Raw genomic sequence first — 16,739 nt, 5'->3', positions numbered from 1 at the left:
GAAAGCGCTTTCCTGCACTTGGTCCCCATCCCCCTGAGAAGACCGGTGCGTCCCCGAGCATCGGTCTTCGTCTATCAGAAGAGGCGACGATGAGAAGAGCACTTGCGATCAGCACCGGTGCCGGCCTGGTGGCCGCCGCCGCCCTGGCGCTCCCCCTGGCCCAGGCGAACGCGGCGGCCGTCGGCAGCGCCACCGGGTTCGCGGCGGCGAACGGCGGGACCACCGGCGGCGGCAACGGCACGACGGTCCGGGCCACCACCGGCACGGCGATCCACACCGCGCTGTGCAACCGGGCCAGTGCCAGCACCCCGATCACCATCGAGGTCGAGGGCACGATCAACCACGGCAACACGGCGAAGGTGTCCGGCGACAGCTGCAACACGGCGGCCGGCGTGATCGAGCTCAAGGAGATCAGCAACGTCACGATCATCGGGGTGGGCAGCGGGGCGGTCTTCGACCAGCTCGGCATCCACATCCGGGACTCCAGCAACATCATCATCCAGAACGTGACGGTGCGGAACGTCAAGAAGTCCGGCTCGCCGACCTCCAACGGCGGGGACGCGATCGGCATGGAGAGCACGGTCCGCAACGTCTGGGTCGACCACGTGACGCTGGAGGCGTCCGGCGGCGAGTCGGAGGGCTTCGACGGGCTGTTCGACATGAAGAACGACGTCGAGTACGTGACGCTGTCGTACAGCATCCTGCGCAACTCCGGGCGCGGCGGCCTGATCGGCTCGAGCGAGTCCGACACCGGCAGTGGCAACATCACGTTCCACCACAACAAGTACGAGAACATCGACTCGCGTACCCCGCTGCTGCGCGGCGGCGTCGCGCACATCTACAACAACCACTACGTCTCGCTGAACGAGTCCGGCATCAACTCCCGGGCCGGCGCGAAGGCCAAGGTGGACAACAACTACTTCCAGAACTCGAAGGACGTGCTCGGCACGTTCTACACCGACCAGGCCGGATACTGGCAGGTCAGCGGCAACATCTTCGACAACGTGACGTGGTCGGCGCCGGGCACCGACAACAGGCCGGCCGGGCCGAACGTCACCTCGAACACCACGGTGAGCGTGCCGTACTCGTACGGGCTCGACAACGCGTCCTGCGTGCCGTCGATCGTGTCGCTGACGGCCGGCGCCAACAAGGGCATCAAGTCGTCGACCGGCACCTGCTCGACGACCTCGCAGCCGTCCACGCCGCCGACCTCGCCCTCGACCCCGCCGACCTCGCCGTCGACCCCGCCGTCCTCGTCCCCCACGCCGACCAGCCCGTCCGGCACCAACCTGAGCATCGGCGCCGGTTCGGACGGTTCGAGCAAGGCGAGCGGCACGAGCTACGGCAACGTCCGGGACGGTGACGTCGCTACGTACTGGTCGCCCAGCGGCACGACCGGCGACATCTCCATCAAGTGGGACTCGGCCACCACGATCTCCCGCGTCAACGTCCGCCTGGCGAGCGGTAGCGGCACGGTCGGTTCCTACCAGCTCCTCAACGGCACCACCGGCGCGGTCCTGGCCAGCGGCAGCGGCGGCGGCGTCATCTCCTTCCCGGCCACTTCCCTGACCAAGGTCACCTACAAGATCAACAGCGCTTCGGGTACGCCGCGCGTGGGCGAGTTCGAGACCTACGCCCGCTGACGACACTCCCCCACCGAGCCCGCCGGTCCGCGGCCCCTCCACCCGCGGCCGGCGGGCTCCGGCGCGCCTGCCCCATCCGCCCGCCTCAGCCCGCGCCGTCCACCCGCCTCGGCCCACGCCGTCCACCTCGGCCCGCGCGGTCCGCCCGCCTCGGCCCGCGCCGTCCGCCCACCTCGGCCCGCGCCGTCCACCCACCTCGGCCCGCGCCGTCCACCCGCCTCGGCCCGCGCCGTCCACCCGCCTCGGCCCGCGCCGTCCACCCACCTCGGCCCGCGCCGCCCACCTCGGCGTGTGACCGGCGGGTCCGGGCGCGGTGGCCGGACCGGCTCGATCGGCGCGGGTTCGTCGGGCTGCCTATCCTGTCCGGCATGATCAACCGCCCGGCCGACCGAGACCGCTACCCCGAGCGGGTGGCACACGTGCGCGACCTCGTCGCCCGCGACGACGCCGCCCTCGCCGCCGAGCTGGTAGGTCTGGCCGCCGACAACGACGACGTCTGGCGCTTCGACGGCGCCGAGGTTCGCCGCATCGTGGAGACGTTGCCGCCGGCCCGCCGCGACGACCTGATCCTCCGGGTGACAGCCGTCGCCACGGGCGGCGGGGAGGGTCGTCACCCCGTACCGGTGGGCTCGCTTTTGCATTGGCTCGGTCGAGGATTGAGGGCGGCTGATCTGTCGGGTGCGGCCGGTGCGGTCCTCATCGGTGCTGCTTCACGGCGGCCTACCGGGGTGCCCGCCGAACTGGCGGTTCTCGGTGAGGTCGCGGTGCGGGAGAACGGTGAGGTGCCGCCCGGGCTGCTGGCCGTCATGCGCCGGTCGGCGCGATGGATGGCGCCGCTCGCCGGAGATCTGCGGTCTTTCCTCGACGATCCCGCCGAGCCGCTCAACGCCGGTGAGGTGTGGGCCGAGGCCGCGAACGCCGCCGCCGCGCGGGATGAGACGGTCCGGGCCCTGATCGCGCACGCACTGCGGTCCAAGGGTGCGGCGCCGTCGGCGAAGTGGTCCAAGGAGGCGGTAGCGCTGACCGCCTCGGCCGGGCGGGCGGAGAGCCGGGCGCTGATCCACGGCTGGTTCACGCTGGTGCCGCGGGAGCGGACCATCGCGCTGGGCGGCGACTACGGCTACGACGTCGACGCGGTGCTGGACGTGCACAACGCCGAGGCGCTGCGCGGGCTGCTGCACGTCATCGCGGTCACCCGGGCCGAACCGGGCGACGCCGAGGCCGTCGGGGCGCTCGCGCACCACGCCGCCGAGAAGGTCCCCGGCTACGGCCCGCGCAGCCCGATCGTCGCGAACGCCGCGGTGCTCACCCTGGAATCCCTCGGCGACCGTTCCGCGCTCGCCGAGTTGCGACGACTCCGCGCCGCAGGCCCGATGCCCGGCATGGCCCGCCGCCTCGACCAGGCGATCGCCCGCCGGGCGGCAGCCCTGAACGCCTGACCACCCACCGCCTCGACCAGGCGATCGCCCGCCGGGCCGCAGCCCCGAACGCCCGACCACCCACCAGCACCCGTTCCCGCCCTCGGCCCGCGCCCGCCCGCGCCGCTCTCGCTCCACCCGCGCCGGCCCGCCCCGCGCCGCTCCCGCTCCGCCCCGCTCCACCCGCGCCGGCCCGCCCCCGCGCCGCCCCGCCTCGCCCCGCCTCGCCCCGCCTCGCTCCTGCGCCGCCCCGCCCCTCACCCCTCGCCCGCTCCGTCCAGATCTTGTTGATCTGTGCAGGAACGGGGCGGAGCCAATCAACAAGATCGCGGGTGGGAGGCGACGCGGGAGAGGACGACGCGGGAGAGGGCGACGCGGGACAGGGGACGCGGGATGGAGCGGGGACGGGAACGGCGGTGCTGGATCAGGTCATGATGTTCCACTGCTGGCAGGCGTTGCCCAGCGAGGCCCAGTGCCGGACCGCCACGCCGTCGGCGGCGCCGCAGTTGGTGACGTCCAGGACCAGGCCGTTGTTGCGGTTCGCGATCAGGTAGCCGCCGTTGATCGGGGTGAGGCTCCACTCCTGGCAGGCGTTGCCGAGCGACGCCCACAGGTTGAGGGCCGTGCCGTTGCCGGCGCCGCAGTTGACGGCGTCGAGGACGGTGCCGCTGTTGGCGTTGGTGATCCGGTAGTAGTTGCTCGTCGTCTTCGTGAAGGTCCACTGCTGGCAGGCGTTGCCGAGCGACGTCCACTGCTGGACGGCCGTACCGTTGGCGGTGCCGCAGTTCTGCGCGTCGAGGACCTTGCCGCTGGCCTGGTTGACCAGCCGATAGCGGGTGCCGGCGACCGGGAACGAGACCGAGCCGCCGGGGTCGCCGGAGGGTGCGGTCAGCGCGGTGGAGAGCCGGTCCGGGGTGCCGAGGTTCGGGGTGCCGTCGGAGTTCCAGGTGACCTTCTTGATCCGGGTGGTGCGGGTCGCGCCGCAGCCCTGACCGGTGGTCTCGTTCGCGTGGTAGGCCATCCACGTCTCGGCGCCGTCCGGCGAGGTGAAGAACGAGTGGTGGCCGGGGCCGTAGACGCCGTTGGCGTCGCTGCGCTGGAACAGCGGGGTGCTCCTCTTCGTCCACGACGAGGCGGAGAGCGGGTTCGTGCCGGTCAGCGTCAGCATCCCGATCTTGTAGTCGGGGGTGTTGCAGGAACTCGCCGAGAAGGTGAGGAACGTCTTCCCGTTGCGCTGCAGGATGTACGGGCCCTCCTCGGTGTTGCCGCCGACCTTCTCCCAGTCGTAGGTCGGGTAGGAGATCCGGGTCCCGTACGCGGACACCGTCCACGGGTTGCTCATCGGCGCGATGAACAGGCTCTGCAGATCGCCGACCCAGGACGAGTAGAGGAAGTAGTTCGCCCCGTTGATGGTCGCGACGCTGCCGTCGATGGCCCAGCCGTTGTTAGCCTGAACATTGAGCTGGCCCTTGAAGGTGTACGGCCCCATCGGGTCGGTGCCGGCGCTCTCCAGGACGAACGAGCGCTGGCCGTCGCAGCAGGCCGCCGTCCCGGCCGAGTAGTAGAGGTACCAGCGTGTGCCGTTCGGCCCGCTGAGCTTGTGCATCGACGGCGCCCACACGTTGCAGCAGCTCGCCGCGGCGGTCCCGGTGTGCACGACGGACTCGGTGGCGCCGGGGAGAGCGGCCACCGACTTCGCGCGCTTGATGACGATCTGCGAGTTCCAGGTGGTGGCGGCCAGGTAGTAGTAGCCGTTGTCGTATCCCATCCACGGGTCGGCGCCGTAGGGGGCGGCGGCGACCGGGTTGGTGAACGTCACGGCGGCCCGGCTCGGCCGCGGCTGCACGACGACGACCGCGGCGAGCACGAGGAGCAGGACGAGTCCCGCCTTGGACAAGCGGGATATGGCAAGGGACATGGGGGATGTTCCTTCCACGAAGGGGGACGAGCGGTTGCCCGTTAACATCCCAGAAAAAATCGAAGATTGTTAGCGTGTCCAAGAGAAAATCCCGGTGATCGAGAGCATCACCGGCAGGCAGCCCACCGTGGACAGGAAGATCGCGTCGCGGATCAGCACCAGGTCGCCGCCGGAGCGCTGGGCGTAGAGGTAGACGTTCTGGGCGGTCGGCAGCGTCGCCAGGATGGTCACCGTGTAGGCCGCGTCGCGGGACAGCCCGAGCGCGACGGCGAGCAGGAACGCGACCGCCGGCATCACGAGCAGCTTCAGGGTGACGGCGACGACCGTGGGCAGCCGGTCCGGGCCGGGGGCGAGGACGCGCCGGCCGGACAGCGACATCCCGAACGCGATCAGCACGACCGGCACCGCCGCGTTCCCCACCGTGAGGATCGGGTCGAGGAGCGCCGCCGGTACCCGTACCCCCAGGATGTTGAGAAACGCACCCAGCGCGACCGCGACGACCAGCGGATTGCGCGCGGGTTTGAGCAGCGACGCCGTCGTGCTCTCGAGCAGCGTGAGCGCGAGCGGCGTGATGATCAATAACTGCAGGAAGACGATGGGTACGACGAGAGAGGCGTCCCCGAGGACATAGGTCGCGACCGGGATGCCGATGTAGTTGGCGTTCGTGTAGCCACCGGCCAGGGCGCCCAGCACGCGGGTCCGGCGGTCGCGGCGCAGGAAGATCAGCGCGAAGATCGTGAAGCACGCGACGGCGGCCAGCGTGGACACCAGCAGCGGCCCGCTGACCAGCAGGCGCAGGTCGGCGCCGAGGGTTCCGGTGAAGAGCAGGCAGGGCGCGAGGGCCGTGTACGCGAGCCGGCCCAGCACCGCCTCGGCGTTGTCCGGAAGCGCCGCCCATCGCCGTAGCGCCCAACCGATCAGGACGATGACGGCGAGCAGGAGGAACCCGGACAGCGCGTTGATCACGAGGGCACGGTGTCACAGGACCGGTTCAGGCCGCTGCGGCCGGCATCTCACTCTCCTCGCGGGCGGCGGCCCGGGCCTGCTCGTGCAGACGCCGGGTGAGCTGCTCGCCCTCGACGTCGACGTTCGGCAGGATCCGGTCCAGCCAGCCCGGCAGCCACCAGGCGGCGCGGCCGAAGAGCGACAGCAGCGCCGGCACGATCGTCATCCGGACCAGGAACGCGTCGACGGCCACGCCGAACGCCAGCGAGAAGCCGAGCGACTTGATGATCGTGTCGTTGGCGAGGATGAAGCCGGCGAAGACGCTCATCATGATCAGCGCGGCCGCCGTGACGACCCGGGCCCCGTGCCGCATGCCGCTGATCACGGCGTCGTCCGGCGCGGCGCCGTGCACGAAGTCCTCCCGGGTGCGCGTCACCAGGAAGACCTCGTAGTCCATCGCGAGACCGAAGAGGATCCCGATCAGGAAGATCGGCATGATGCTGACCAGCGGACCCGTCGACTCGACGCCGAGCAGGCCGGCCAGGTGACCCTTCTGGAACACCAGGACCAGCGCCCCGAACGCGGCGCCGACCGAGAGCAGGAAGCCGATCGTCGCCTTCAGCGGCACGAGGATGCTCCGGAACACCAGCATCAGCAGCACGAAGGCGAGACCGACCACGATGCCGAGGTACGGGACCAGAGCGTCGGTGAGCTTCTCGGACACGTCGATGTTGACGGCCGTCGTGCCGGTCACCGCCATGGTCGCGCCGGTCACCGTGTGCCCGCGGATGTCGTGCACCAGGTCCTTGGTCGCCTCGCTGGTCGCGGAGCTGCCCGGGATGACGGTGAGCATCGCGGTGTCGCCGGCCGGGTTCACCACCGGGTCGCCGACGGTGACGACGTCGTCGAGGTCGCCGATCGCCTGCTGCGCCTGGAGCGCGGCACTGCGCGCGGCGCCGGAGGCGGCCTCCACCACGACGATCAGCGGCCCGTTGAAGCCGGCGCCGAACCCGGCGGCGAGCTGGTCGTACGCCTTGCGCTGGGTGGAGCTCTCGGCCGCGGTGCTGTCGTCCGGCAGGGCGAGGCGCAGGTCCATCACCGGCACCGCCACCGCGCCGATCACCACGAGCGTGCCGGCCAGCGCGATCCAGCGGTGCCGCACCACGTTGCGCGCCCAGCGCTCGCCGAACGGCACCTTCGCGTGATGCTCCAGCGCGGCCGGATCGGCGCGGTGCCGGCGGGGCAGGATCCGCGTCCCGCAGAAGCCGAGCACGGCCGGGACCAGACTCAGGGTGATGAGTACGGCCACCGCGACCGTCCCGGCCGCGGCCACGCCCATCGCGGTCAGGAACGGGATGCCGGTCACGCTGAGCGCGACCAGCGCGATGATCACGGTGAGGCCGGCGAAGACCACCGCCGACCCGGCCGTGCCGACCGCCCGGCCGGCCGCCTCGACGCCGCCCCGCCCGATCGCGATCTCGTGCCGGTAGCGCGAGACCACGAAGAGCGCGTAGTCGATGCCGACCGCGAGCCCGAGCATCGTGGCGAGGGCGGACGTCGAGCTGGACAGGTCGAAGAAGCCGGTGGCGATCTGGATGCCGAGCATGCCGACGCCGACCCCGACCAGCGCGGTCACCAGCGGCAGGCCGGCCGCCACCAGTGAGCCGAACGTGATGAGCAGGACGAACGCGGCCACGATGATGCCGATCGCCTCGGCCGCGTGGCTCTCCTCGACGGTCCGGGTGACCTCGCCGGAGAACTCCACGCCGACGCCGTTCCGCTTCGCGGCGTCCCCGGCGGCGAGCAGCCTCTCCCGGTCGGCGATGCTCACGTCGGCGGCCGGCACGTCGTAGGTGACAGTGACGTACGCGGTCCGCTTGTCCGGCGCGTAGACCGGGTCCGCGACGGTCGCCAGCTTCGTCAGTTCGGCGACCGCCGGCGCCAGCGCCTCCTCGGACAGTTCGCCGGTGAAGACGACCTTCGCGGTCGCGTCGTCCGAGGCGGCGCCGAACTTCGCGGCGAGCACCTCCATGGCCCGCGACGACTCGGTGCCCGGGATCGAGAAGGCGCTCGTGGTGGGCCCGGAGAGGGTGGCCGCGCCCACCGCGAACAGGACGAGCAGCACCACCCAGCCCGCCAGGGTCAGACGGCGACGGCGATACGAGAACCGTCCGAGCCGGTACAACAGGGTCGCCACATACAACCGTTCGGCACCGGCGCGGAAACCCTGAGCGGGTGTTAGAAGCCGCTCCAGGATCGGATGTCCTGCTTCGAGACGGATTCACCCGTGGCGCCCGTGAACCCGGCCCATGCCAGGTTGCCGCCCAGGTGCGCGGCGAGGTCCACGGTCTGCTGGATCAGCTGCCGGCCGTCGACCGCGACGGTCAGCCGGTGCGATCCGGCGTCGTAGGTGATCCGGGCCCGGAAGGGGCGCCCGAACAGCGGCTCCGGGGTCTCGGCGACCGCCGCGTGGAAGTCCGGGTTGTTGTTGAGCACCAGCCCGACGTGGTCGCCGGCCGGGTCGCCGACGTTGCGGAAGTCGTCGAACTCGACGGCCACGCTGTTCTTGACGCCGCGGTATCCGAGGCCGCCGCCCCAGCCGCCGAGCGCCCGCGGCCCGGAGCGCTGCAGCAGGAAGGCGATCCCGTCGGCGCCCCGGGTCCCGCGGTGCAGGTACGCGACGAACGTCGTGTCGAACGACAGGGTCACGTCGACCTGATCGGTCGCCCAGGCGGAGCCGGCCTGCCGGAAGCCGCCGCCGGTGAGCCGCAGCACGCGGGCCCGGTCCGGGTTGCCGGTCGCGGTCACGAAGGCGGCGGTGCCGTTGAGGGTGAAGGCGCCGGGGTCCGGAGCGTCCGCGGTGTCCGCCCGCGCCGCGGCGGCCGGGGTCAGGACCACCGCGAGGCACGAGGTCACGAGGGCTTTCAGGGCGAGTGCACTGCGCACGGTTCCGTGCTCCTATCCGTGTGAGGGTTCGAGGCGGCACGGATACCCAGCTTGCCCTAATTTATCGGTTATTTGGTGAAATCCTGGGCCAGGCGCAGCATCTCGTCGACCGACCCCGCCGGGTCGGTGATCGGGAATTGGACGGCCCGGATCGTCGCGGCCGGGTCGACCAGCAGGGTGAGCCGTTTGAGCCGGTCCACCCCGGCCGCCCGGAACGTCGGCAGCAGCAGGCCGGCCGCCAGCTTCTGGTCCTGGTCGGAGAGGAGCGGGAACGGCAGGCGCGCGTGCTCCGCGAAGGCCGCGAGCTGATCGGGCCGCTGCGTGCTCACGCCTCTGACCTGCACGCCGGCCGCCGCGAAGTCGTCGTGGCGGGCCGCGTAGGTGGTCGACTCCAGCGTGCAGCCGGCCGCCCCGGGGATCTCGGTCCAGTGCGGCGGATAGCCCTGGGCGGCCGGGGCCCACGCGCCGGGGAAGCAGTAGAGCACCGTCCAGGCGCCGGTGCGGAATTCGGCGGCCGACACCGTCCGGCCGGCCAGCGCCTGCGCCCGGCGCGCCTCGGCCGAGGTGGCCGCCGCCGTGGCGGTGAGCGAGCCGTCGCCCATGACGTGCCGGTCGCCCCACTCCTGCAGCGCGATCAGCACCGGGAGCAGGCCCTCGCCCTTCGCGGTGAGCACGTAGTCGTACCGCGGCGGCCGGTCGGTGTAGCGCCGCTTCTCCAGGACGCCGTGCTCGACCAGCTCGGCGAGCCGTTCGGCGAGCGCCCGGCGGCTCATCCCGAGCGATCGCTGCAGGGCGTCGAAGCGGGTGGTGCCGCCGGCGATGTCGCGTACGAGGAGAAAGGTCCACCAATCGCCCAGCACGCCCACCGCCTGCGCGATGCCACAGTCCGCGTCCGCGAGGTCGACCCGTCTCACCTTGCTGAGTATAGTGCGTTCCATAATGAAACTGACTGGGCTTCCGGACGCGACGTTCTGGCGCTGGTGGACCGCGGGCACCACGAGCGGGCTCGGCTCGGCGGTCGGCGGGGTCGCGCTGCCGCTCACCGCCCTGACGGTCCTGCACGCCTCGGCGTTCGAGATGGGCCTGATCACGGCGGCGGCGTATCTCGCGTACCTGTTGATCAGCCTCCCGGCGGGAGTGGTCGTGCAGCGGCTCCCGCTGCGCGGCACCCAGGTCGGCGCCGACCTGGTCCGGGCCCTGGCGGTGGCGTCGATCCCGCTGGCCTGGTGGCTCGGGGTGCTCGGCATCCCGCAGCTCATGATCGTGGCGCTCGTGGTGAGCTTCGCCGACGTGCTGTTCGACGTGGCGAACCAGACGTTCCTCCCCGAGATCGTTCCGGCCGATCGGTTGCAGGCCCGCAACAGCCTCACCTCGGGTACGCACGCGGCCACCTCCCTCGGCGGCCCCTCCCTCGGCGGGGTCGCGGTGCAGGTGCTCGGCGCGGTGCCGACCCTGCTCGTCGACGCGGCGAGCTATCTGCTCTCGGCGGTCCTGCTGCGCACCCTCCCGGCCCGGCGCACCGCCGCGCGATCCCCGGAGCGGATGGCGGTCCTGATCCGCGAGGGCTGGCACTACGTGACCCGGCACCCGGTCATGGGCCCCGGCATGTGGGCGGCCACCGCCGTCAACTTCGTCTGCGGGGCGCAGCACGCCCTCTTCGCCTTCTACCTGGTCCGCGACCTGCACGCGCCGGCCGCCGCGGTCGGCCTGCTGCTCGCCGCCGACGGCCTCGGCACGCTGATCGGCGCAGCCCTCACCACCCGCTTCACCACCCGGTTCGGCACCGCCCGCGGGATCATCGTGGCCGGCTTCACGGGGGTGGCCGGCGCCCTGCTGATCCCCGCGGGCGGCTTCCTCGCCTTCGCCGCGGGCAATCTCGTCTTCGCCGCCTCGGTCGTGGTGCTGAGCGTGACCACCCGCACCTACCGCATGATCGTCAGCCCGCCCGAGATGCTCTCCCGCGTCATCGCCACCGTGAAGTTCGTGTCCTGGGGCGCCATCCCGATCGGCGGCCTCGTCGCGGGGGCGCTGGCCGGCCCGCTCGGCGCCCGCACCACCCTGTTCCTCTTCGCCCTGGTGACTCTCTGCGCCCCGGCGGCCTGGCTGCTCTCCCCGGTCCGCACCCTGCGCGACCTCCCCCTGGACACCCCGTCCAGCGTGTCGAGCTGAGGCACGCACCGCACGGCACCCGCTCCGCGTGTCGAGTTGAGGCGCGCACCGCACCCGAACTCAACACGCAAGCAGGGCACCCCCTCCGCGTGTCGAGCTGAGGCACGCACCGCACGGCACCAGCCCCGCGTGTCGAGCTGAGGCACGCACCGCACGGCACCAGCCCCGCGTGTTGAGCTGAGGCGCGCACCGCACCCGAACTCAACACGCAAGCAGGGCACCCCCTCCGCGTGTCGAGTTGAGGCACGCACCGCACCCGAACTCAACACGCGAGCGGGGAGCCGTCAGCGGCTCGGGTTGTTGACTGGCAGTTCGTCGTGGGACGGCTCGGGGTCGTCGAGGGTGCGGTCATGGCGGAGGGAGGTGCGCGCCGTCTCCTTCGCCGCGAGGACCGCCACGATCGTCAGCACCGAGGCGACGGTCATGTAGACGGCCACCGCCGTGGTGTTCGGGTCGGCGACGTCGCCGAGCAGGCGCAGCGCGATGATCGGGGCGAGGGCGCCGGCCAGGATGGAGGCGAGCTGGTAGCCGACCGAGGCGCCGGTGTAGCGCACCGAGGTGCCGAAGAGCTCGGAGAAGAAGGCGGCCTGCGGTGCGTACATGAGGGCGTGCAGGAACAGGCCGACCACGACCGCCAGGATGATGAGCGACTCGGAGCGGCTGCCGATCAGGTCGAAGAAGAAGAACGACCAGATCGCCACGCCGGCCGCGCCGGCCAGGTAGAGCGGGCGCCGCCCGATCCGGTCGGAGAGGCCGCCGATCAGCGGGATGATGACGAACTGGATGGCCGAGCCGAGCAACAGGGCACTGAGGATCATGCCCTTGTCGGCGGAGGTGCCGGCGAACGTCGTCAAGTAGGTGATCGAGATGACGGTGATCAGGTAGTAGGAGATGTTCTCGGCGAGGCGCATGCCCATCGCGATGAGGACCTCGCGCGGGTAGCGGCGGATCACCTCGAGCAGCGGCTGGTGGGTGCCCTTCTTCAGCGCGAGCTGCGCCTGCGCCTGCTGGAAGACCGGGGACTCCTCGATGGTCAGCCGCACCCAGAGGCCGACCAGGACCAGCACCGCGCTGAGCAGGAACGGGATCCGCCAGCCCCAGGCCTGGAAGGCCTCCTCGGACTGCACGAGGGCGAGGACCCACAGCACGCCGGTGGCGAGCAGGTTGCCGAGCGCCACCCCGGCCTGCGGCCACGACGACCAGAAGCCGCGGCGGGCGTCGTCGCCGTGCTCGGCGGCCATCAGGACCGCGCCGCCCCACTCGCCGCCGACCGCGAAGCCCTGCAGCAGCCGGCAGGTGAGCAGCAGGATCGGCGCGGCGATGCCGATCGTGGCGTACGTCGGCAGGAGCCCGATCGCCACGGTCGCGAGACCCATCAGCATGAGCGAGACGACGAGCATCCTCTTGCGGCCGAGCCGGTCGCCGAAGTGCCCGAAGACGACGCCGCCGAGCGGGCGGGCCACGAAGCCGAGCGCGTAGGTGCCGAACGCCAGCAGCGTGCCGGTGACCGGGTCGGACTCCGGGAAGAAGAGGGTGCCGAAGACGAGGGCGGCGGCCGAGCCGTAGAGGAAGAAGTCGTACCACTCCACGGCGGTGCCGATCAGGGACGCGAAGACGACCTTGACGATGGGCGGACGCCGGGCGTCGGTGGTGGACATGGGTGCCCCCTTCCAGAAGGTGTTACCGGGACGTTACGGCCGCCGCGGATCGGAGCCCATGGATCGCGCCCACACATTCGGTGCGGGGCTTGTGTGGATTCAGCGCAGCCGGTGCAGGCGCAGCGCGAGCTGCAGGTCGAGCACCCGGGACGGCGAGTCCCAGTCGTCGCCGAGCAGCTGCGCCACCCGGTCGAGCCGCTGCGTCACCGTGTTGACGTGCACGTGCAGGGCCTCGGCCGCCTTCGCGAGACCGCCGCCCGCCGCGAAGTACGCCTCCAGGGTGCGGACCAGGGCGGTGCCGCGCCGCTCGTCGTACTCGATCACCGGCCCGGCGGCGCGCCGCACGAACCCGCCGACGTCGCGCCTGTCGCCGAGCAGCAGCCCGACGTAGCCGAGGTCGTCGGCGCAGGCGCCGCTCCCGGACCGGCCCAGCGCGATCAGCGCGTCCAGGCACTGGTCGGCCTCGCGATAGGCGGCCGCCACCCCGCCGGGATCCTGGGCCGGGCCGGCCGCCCCGGCGGTGACCTCGTCGCCCAGCACCCGGGCGAGCTCCCGGGCCACCAGCCGGGAGAGGGCCGCCGGATCGGCGCCGGGCAGCAGCAGCGCGATCCGGCCCTCCCGCATCACGGCGAGCCCCCGCCGGCCGGCCGCGAACGTGCGCGCCCACGACATGGCCCGCTGGCGCAGCTCCTGACCGGCGACGACGAGGACGTACGGGGCGTCCAGGTCGAGGCCGAGCCGGGCCGCCCGGGAGCGGATCGCGTCCGGCTCGCGCACCGGCCGGCTGATCAGGTCGTCCAGCAGGTCGCCGCGGACCTGCGCCTCGGCGTCGGCGACGGTACGCCGGAAGAGCAGCAGCAACGCGGTGATCTGCGCGGCGCGCTCGAGGATCCGCTGGTCGGCGGCGGCCAGCGGACGGTCCGGGCGGAACAGCAGCGCGCCCAGGTTGTCGGCCCCGGCCACCACGGCGGCGATGACCAGGTCGTTCCTTCGTACGCTGCGCCCCTCTGATCGGGAAGCAGCAACCGCCTCACCCAGCTCGACCCCCTCGGGGTCGGGAAGCTCTGCCGGAGAGCCCGGCGTCTGCGCGGTCGCGACCGTGCGGCCCTGCGCGTCGATCACCACGAGCGCGCCGTGCAGGACGCCGACCAGATCCGCGGCGACGTCGTCCACTCCCCCGCCGCGCAGCACCACCGCTGTCATCCGGTCGTGGGCGTCGGCGGCCCGCTCCACCGACTCGCTGTGCGCCTGGATCACCGCGTTCGCGGCGGACAGCTCGGCCAGCGCCGTCTGCGTCTCGCTGAGCAGGCGGGCCGTGTCCAGCGCGACGGCAGCGTGCGCGGCCAGCGACGACAGCAGCGCCACCTCCTCGCGGGCGAACGGCCGCTCGGCCCGGTTCGCCGCGAACAGCACGCCGATCACCGCCGAGCCGAGGCGCAGCGGCACGCCGAGGATCGCGACCAGTCCCTCGTCGGCCACCCCCAGATCGATCTCGGTGGTGTGCTGGAAGCGCGGGTCGGTCGGGTAGTTCGCCGTCGCGTACGGGGTGCCGGTGAGCGCCACGAGACCGCCCAGCCCTGCCCCCGAGGGGAGCCTGAGCTGCTGGAAGCTGGCCGCCACCGAACCGTCGGTGATCCGCATGTAGGTGTCGCCGCGCTCGTCGTCGTTGAGCGTCAGATAGGAGCAGTCGACGCCGAGCAGCGTGCGCGCCCGGTGCACGATGGCGCGCAGCACGGCGTCCACGTCACGCAGCCCGGCCAGGTCACCGGCCGTGTCGTAGAGCGCCGACAGCTCCTCCTCCCGCCGGCGGCGGCGCTCCAGCAGGGCGCGGACGCGCAGGGCCAGCGCCTTCGCCTGCTCCAGGTCGTCGAGCTCGGCCGCCGGGACGCCGGAGGCCCGCGCGGCCAGCACCGGCCGCTCGAACTCGACCAGGGCGGCCTCGCGGGCCAGCAGCTCCAGGAACTCCAGGTTCATCAGTGCGCGGTCCATCCGCCGTCGATCGGGATCGACGCCCCGGTGATCAGGGCGGCGGCCGGCGTGCAGAGGTAGGCGACCAGCTCGGCCACCTCCTCCGGCTCGATCAGCTTCTTGATCGCGGCACGCTCCAGCATGATCCGCTCGACGACCTCGCTCTCCGGGATGCCGTGCGCCCGCGCCTGCCCGGCGATCTGACGATCCACGAGCGGGGTACGGACGAACGCCGGCTCCACGCAGTTCGAGGTGACGCCGTGGCCGGCGCCCTCCAGAGCGGTCACCTTGGAGAGTCCCTCGAGCCCGTGCTTCGCGGCCACGTAGGCGGCCTTGAACGGCGAGGCGATCACCCCGTGCACCGAGGAGATGTTGACGACCCGGCCCCAGCCGTTCGCGTACATGTGCGGCAGCACCCGCCGGACCAGTCGGAACGGCGCCTCCACCATGACCCGTTGCAGATAGGCGAACCGCTCCGGCGGGAACTCCTGCAGCGCCGCGACGTGCTGCAGCCCGGCGTTGTTGACCAGCACGTCGACGTTCGCGTCGATCTCGTCGGCCGCGTCCGGCTCGGACAGGTCAGCGACCACCGCCCGCCCGTCGATCGCGGCGGCGACCTCCTTGGCCGCCCCCTCGTCCACATCCGCGACCAGCACGGCCGCCCCGGCTCCGGCGAGCCGCACCGCGCACGCCCGCCCGATGCCGCTGCCCGCGCCGGTGACCAGCGCGGTCCGGCCGCTGAGATCGAGGTTCACCACCATGGGCGTCAGACTACGAGCCGGTCGGCGCTCCACCATATGTGCGAGTCCGCCATGGCTGACGCCCCACCCATGTATCGCGAGACCATAGGACGCTCAGTAGGCGAGCCCTCCCGGATTGCCGAGCATCGCCGCCCCATGACCCCCGAGCCACCCCTCGGCCGCCGCGGCGTGCTGGCTGAACGTGTGCATGTCCCGGAACCGGCGCTGCAGAGGCGACGAGTCCCGGGCCGCCTGACCGCCGCCGGCCCGGTAGCAGGTGTCCACCACGGACAGCGCCGCGTCGGTGACCCAGGTCAGCGTCGCCGACACCCGCGGGCCCAGCTCGGCCGGCGCGGCCGGGTTCGACGAGCAGGCCTCCCACACCTCGTCGGCGGTGCTCGCGAGCAGCGCCCGGGCGGCCCGCAGCGTCAGGTCGGCGCGGCCCAGCTGAACCTGGAAGAGCTGGGTGTCGGCGAGCCGGGCCTTCGCGTAGAGCCGCTGCTTGCCGCCGGCGGCGAGGCCCAGCGTCGCGTCGAGGGCGCCCTGGGCGATGCCGGTCGCGACCGCGCCCAGGTGCAGGACGAAGTGCATGAGCGGCGCCGTGAACGCCGGCCCGGCGATCGACGGCACCCCGCCGAACAGGTCGAACGTGTGCTCGGCCGGCACGTCCACGCCGCTGATCTCCACGTCGTGCGAGCCGGTGCCGAGCAGGCCCAGCACGTTCCAGGTGTCGACGACGCGGGCCTGCGACGCCGGCACGAGGACCGACCGCAGCTGCGGCGGGGTCGCCGGCGGCACGACCACACAGTTCCCGAAGATCCAGTCGGCGTGGGTGCTGCCGCTGCCGAACGCCCACCGGCCGTCGACCAGGTAGCCGTCCCCGGTCGGGGTGGCCGTGCCCTGCGCGTTGAAGCCGCCCGCCACCACGACGTCCGGGCCGGCCGCGTAGATCTTGTCGAAGACCGCCCGGTCCAGGAACGCGAGCAGCTGCGGCGTCTCCGAGCCGATCATCACGGTCCAGCCGACGGCCGGCTCGGCGGTGGCCAGGGCCTCGAGGACCGCCATCCCGGTACGCAGGTCGGCCTCGTGACCGCCGTGCGACCGGGGCACGAACATCCGGAAGAAGCCGGCCTCCTTCAGCTCGGCGACGAGGTCGGCGGGCAGTTGCCGGGCCGTGTCGAGCTCGGCCGACCGGGCCTCGAGCGACGGCGCCAGGTCGTGAGCGCGGCGTACCAGGTCGTGCATGTGGTCCTCCCCCTCAGATGCGATTTCCATGATTGAAATCGGACGAGGGCCCGGTCCACCAGCGACAGTCGGAGGTACGACTGAAGCCG

General features: G+C 72.2%; 12 protein-coding genes. 3 read left to right on the top strand and 9 right to left on the bottom strand.

The features are described from left to right. Positions 1-89: 89 nt before the first annotated feature. Positions 90-1,643, top strand: a complete 1,554-nt coding sequence (locus tag AB0G10_RS33075) for a pectate lyase (RefSeq protein WP_360930701.1) — start codon at positions 90-92, stop codon at positions 1,641-1,643. A gap of 368 nt (positions 1,644-2,011) precedes the next feature. After that, positions 2,012-3,082 (top strand): hypothetical protein, encoded by a 1,071-nt coding sequence (locus AB0G10_RS33070; RefSeq protein ID WP_360930698.1) that lies wholly within the window; start codon positions 2,012-2,014, stop codon positions 3,080-3,082. Between the two features lie 403 nt (positions 3,083-3,485). Here AB0G10_RS33070 and AB0G10_RS33065 read toward each other — a convergent pair whose 3' ends face one another. From AB0G10_RS33065 to AB0G10_RS33045, 5 genes are all read right to left on the bottom strand, one after another. Continuing rightward, positions 3,486-4,979 carry a family 43 glycosylhydrolase gene (locus AB0G10_RS33065; RefSeq protein WP_360930695.1) on the bottom strand — a complete coding sequence of 498 codons (1,494 nt, stop codon included), beginning with the start codon at positions 4,977-4,979 and terminating at the stop codon, positions 3,486-3,488. A 69-nt stretch (positions 4,980-5,048) separates the two neighbouring features. Then, positions 5,049-5,945 (bottom strand): AEC family transporter, encoded by an 897-nt coding sequence (locus tag AB0G10_RS33060; protein ID WP_360930692.1) that lies wholly within the window; start codon positions 5,943-5,945, stop codon positions 5,049-5,051. Between the two features lie 25 nt (positions 5,946-5,970). Further along, positions 5,971-8,121 (bottom strand): MMPL family transporter, encoded by a 2,151-nt coding sequence (locus AB0G10_RS33055; protein ID WP_360930689.1) that lies wholly within the window; start codon positions 8,119-8,121, stop codon positions 5,971-5,973. Positions 8,122-8,162: 41 nt separating this feature from the next. Next, a complete protein-coding gene (locus AB0G10_RS33050) occupies positions 8,163-8,870 on the bottom strand; it encodes an L-type lectin-domain containing protein (RefSeq protein WP_360930686.1) in 708 nt (235 codons plus the stop codon). A gap of 68 nt (positions 8,871-8,938) precedes the next feature. After that, complete coding sequence (locus AB0G10_RS33045) at positions 8,939-9,784, bottom strand: winged helix-turn-helix transcriptional regulator (protein ID WP_360930683.1); 846 nt, start codon at positions 9,782-9,784, stop codon at positions 8,939-8,941. A gap of 25 nt (positions 9,785-9,809) precedes the next feature. Here AB0G10_RS33045 and AB0G10_RS33040 point away from each other — a divergent pair, with 25 nt between their 5' ends. Beyond that, positions 9,810-11,039, top strand: a complete 1,230-nt coding sequence (locus AB0G10_RS33040) for an MFS transporter (RefSeq protein ID WP_360930680.1) — start codon at positions 9,810-9,812, stop codon at positions 11,037-11,039. A 284-nt stretch (positions 11,040-11,323) separates the two neighbouring features. On the opposite strand, the gene AB0G10_RS33035 is transcribed toward AB0G10_RS33040, so the two are convergent. From AB0G10_RS33035 to AB0G10_RS33020, 4 genes are all read right to left on the bottom strand, one after another. Continuing rightward, positions 11,324-12,697, bottom strand: a complete 1,374-nt coding sequence (locus AB0G10_RS33035) for an MFS transporter (protein WP_360930677.1) — start codon at positions 12,695-12,697, stop codon at positions 11,324-11,326. Between the two features lie 99 nt (positions 12,698-12,796). Continuing rightward, the gene (locus AB0G10_RS33030) at positions 12,797-14,686 is read right to left on the bottom strand and encodes a helix-turn-helix domain-containing protein (protein ID WP_360930674.1); all 1,890 of its coding nucleotides are present in this window, start codon (positions 14,684-14,686) and stop codon (positions 12,797-12,799) included. Beyond that, entirely contained in the window at positions 14,671-15,462 is a 792-nt protein-coding gene (locus tag AB0G10_RS33025; protein ID WP_360930671.1) for a 3-hydroxybutyrate dehydrogenase, read from the bottom strand. The genes AB0G10_RS33030 and AB0G10_RS33025 overlap by 16 nt, the downstream gene beginning before the upstream one ends. Before the next feature lie 57 nt (positions 15,463-15,519). After that, positions 15,520-16,680 (bottom strand): acyl-CoA dehydrogenase family protein, encoded by a 1,161-nt coding sequence (locus tag AB0G10_RS33020; protein WP_360930668.1) that lies wholly within the window; start codon positions 16,678-16,680, stop codon positions 15,520-15,522. Between the last annotated feature and the right edge of the window lie 59 nt (positions 16,681-16,739).

This window comes from Actinoplanes sp. NPDC023714 (assembly GCF_040639855.1).
Taxonomy (GTDB): domain Bacteria; phylum Actinomycetota; class Actinomycetes; order Mycobacteriales; family Micromonosporaceae; genus Actinoplanes.
This window is presented reverse-complemented; position numbering and strand designations above follow the sequence as displayed.

Excerpts from the sequence above, each read along its gene's own strand:
- AB0G10_RS33035 (WP_360930677.1), bottom strand. The coding sequence starts at position 12,697 with ATGTCCACCACCGACGCCCGGCGTCCGCCCATCGTCAAGGTCGTCTTC.
- AB0G10_RS33070 (WP_360930698.1), top strand. The coding sequence starts at position 2,012 with ATGATCAACCGCCCGGCCGACCGAGACCGCTACCCCGAGCGGGTGGCA.
- AB0G10_RS33020 (WP_360930668.1), bottom strand. The coding sequence starts at position 16,680 with ATGGAAATCGCATCTGAGGGGGAGGACCACATGCACGACCTGGTACGC.
- AB0G10_RS33075 (WP_360930701.1), top strand. The coding sequence starts at position 90 with ATGAGAAGAGCACTTGCGATCAGCACCGGTGCCGGCCTGGTGGCCGCC.
- AB0G10_RS33030 (WP_360930674.1), bottom strand. The coding sequence starts at position 14,686 with ATGGACCGCGCACTGATGAACCTGGAGTTCCTGGAGCTGCTGGCCCGC.
- AB0G10_RS33040 (WP_360930680.1), top strand. The coding sequence starts at position 9,810 with ATGAAACTGACTGGGCTTCCGGACGCGACGTTCTGGCGCTGGTGGACC.
- AB0G10_RS33065 (WP_360930695.1), bottom strand. The coding sequence starts at position 4,979 with ATGTCCCTTGCCATATCCCGCTTGTCCAAGGCGGGACTCGTCCTGCTC.
- AB0G10_RS33025 (WP_360930671.1), bottom strand. The coding sequence starts at position 15,462 with ATGGTGGAGCGCCGACCGGCTCGTAGTCTGACGCCCATGGTGGTGAAC.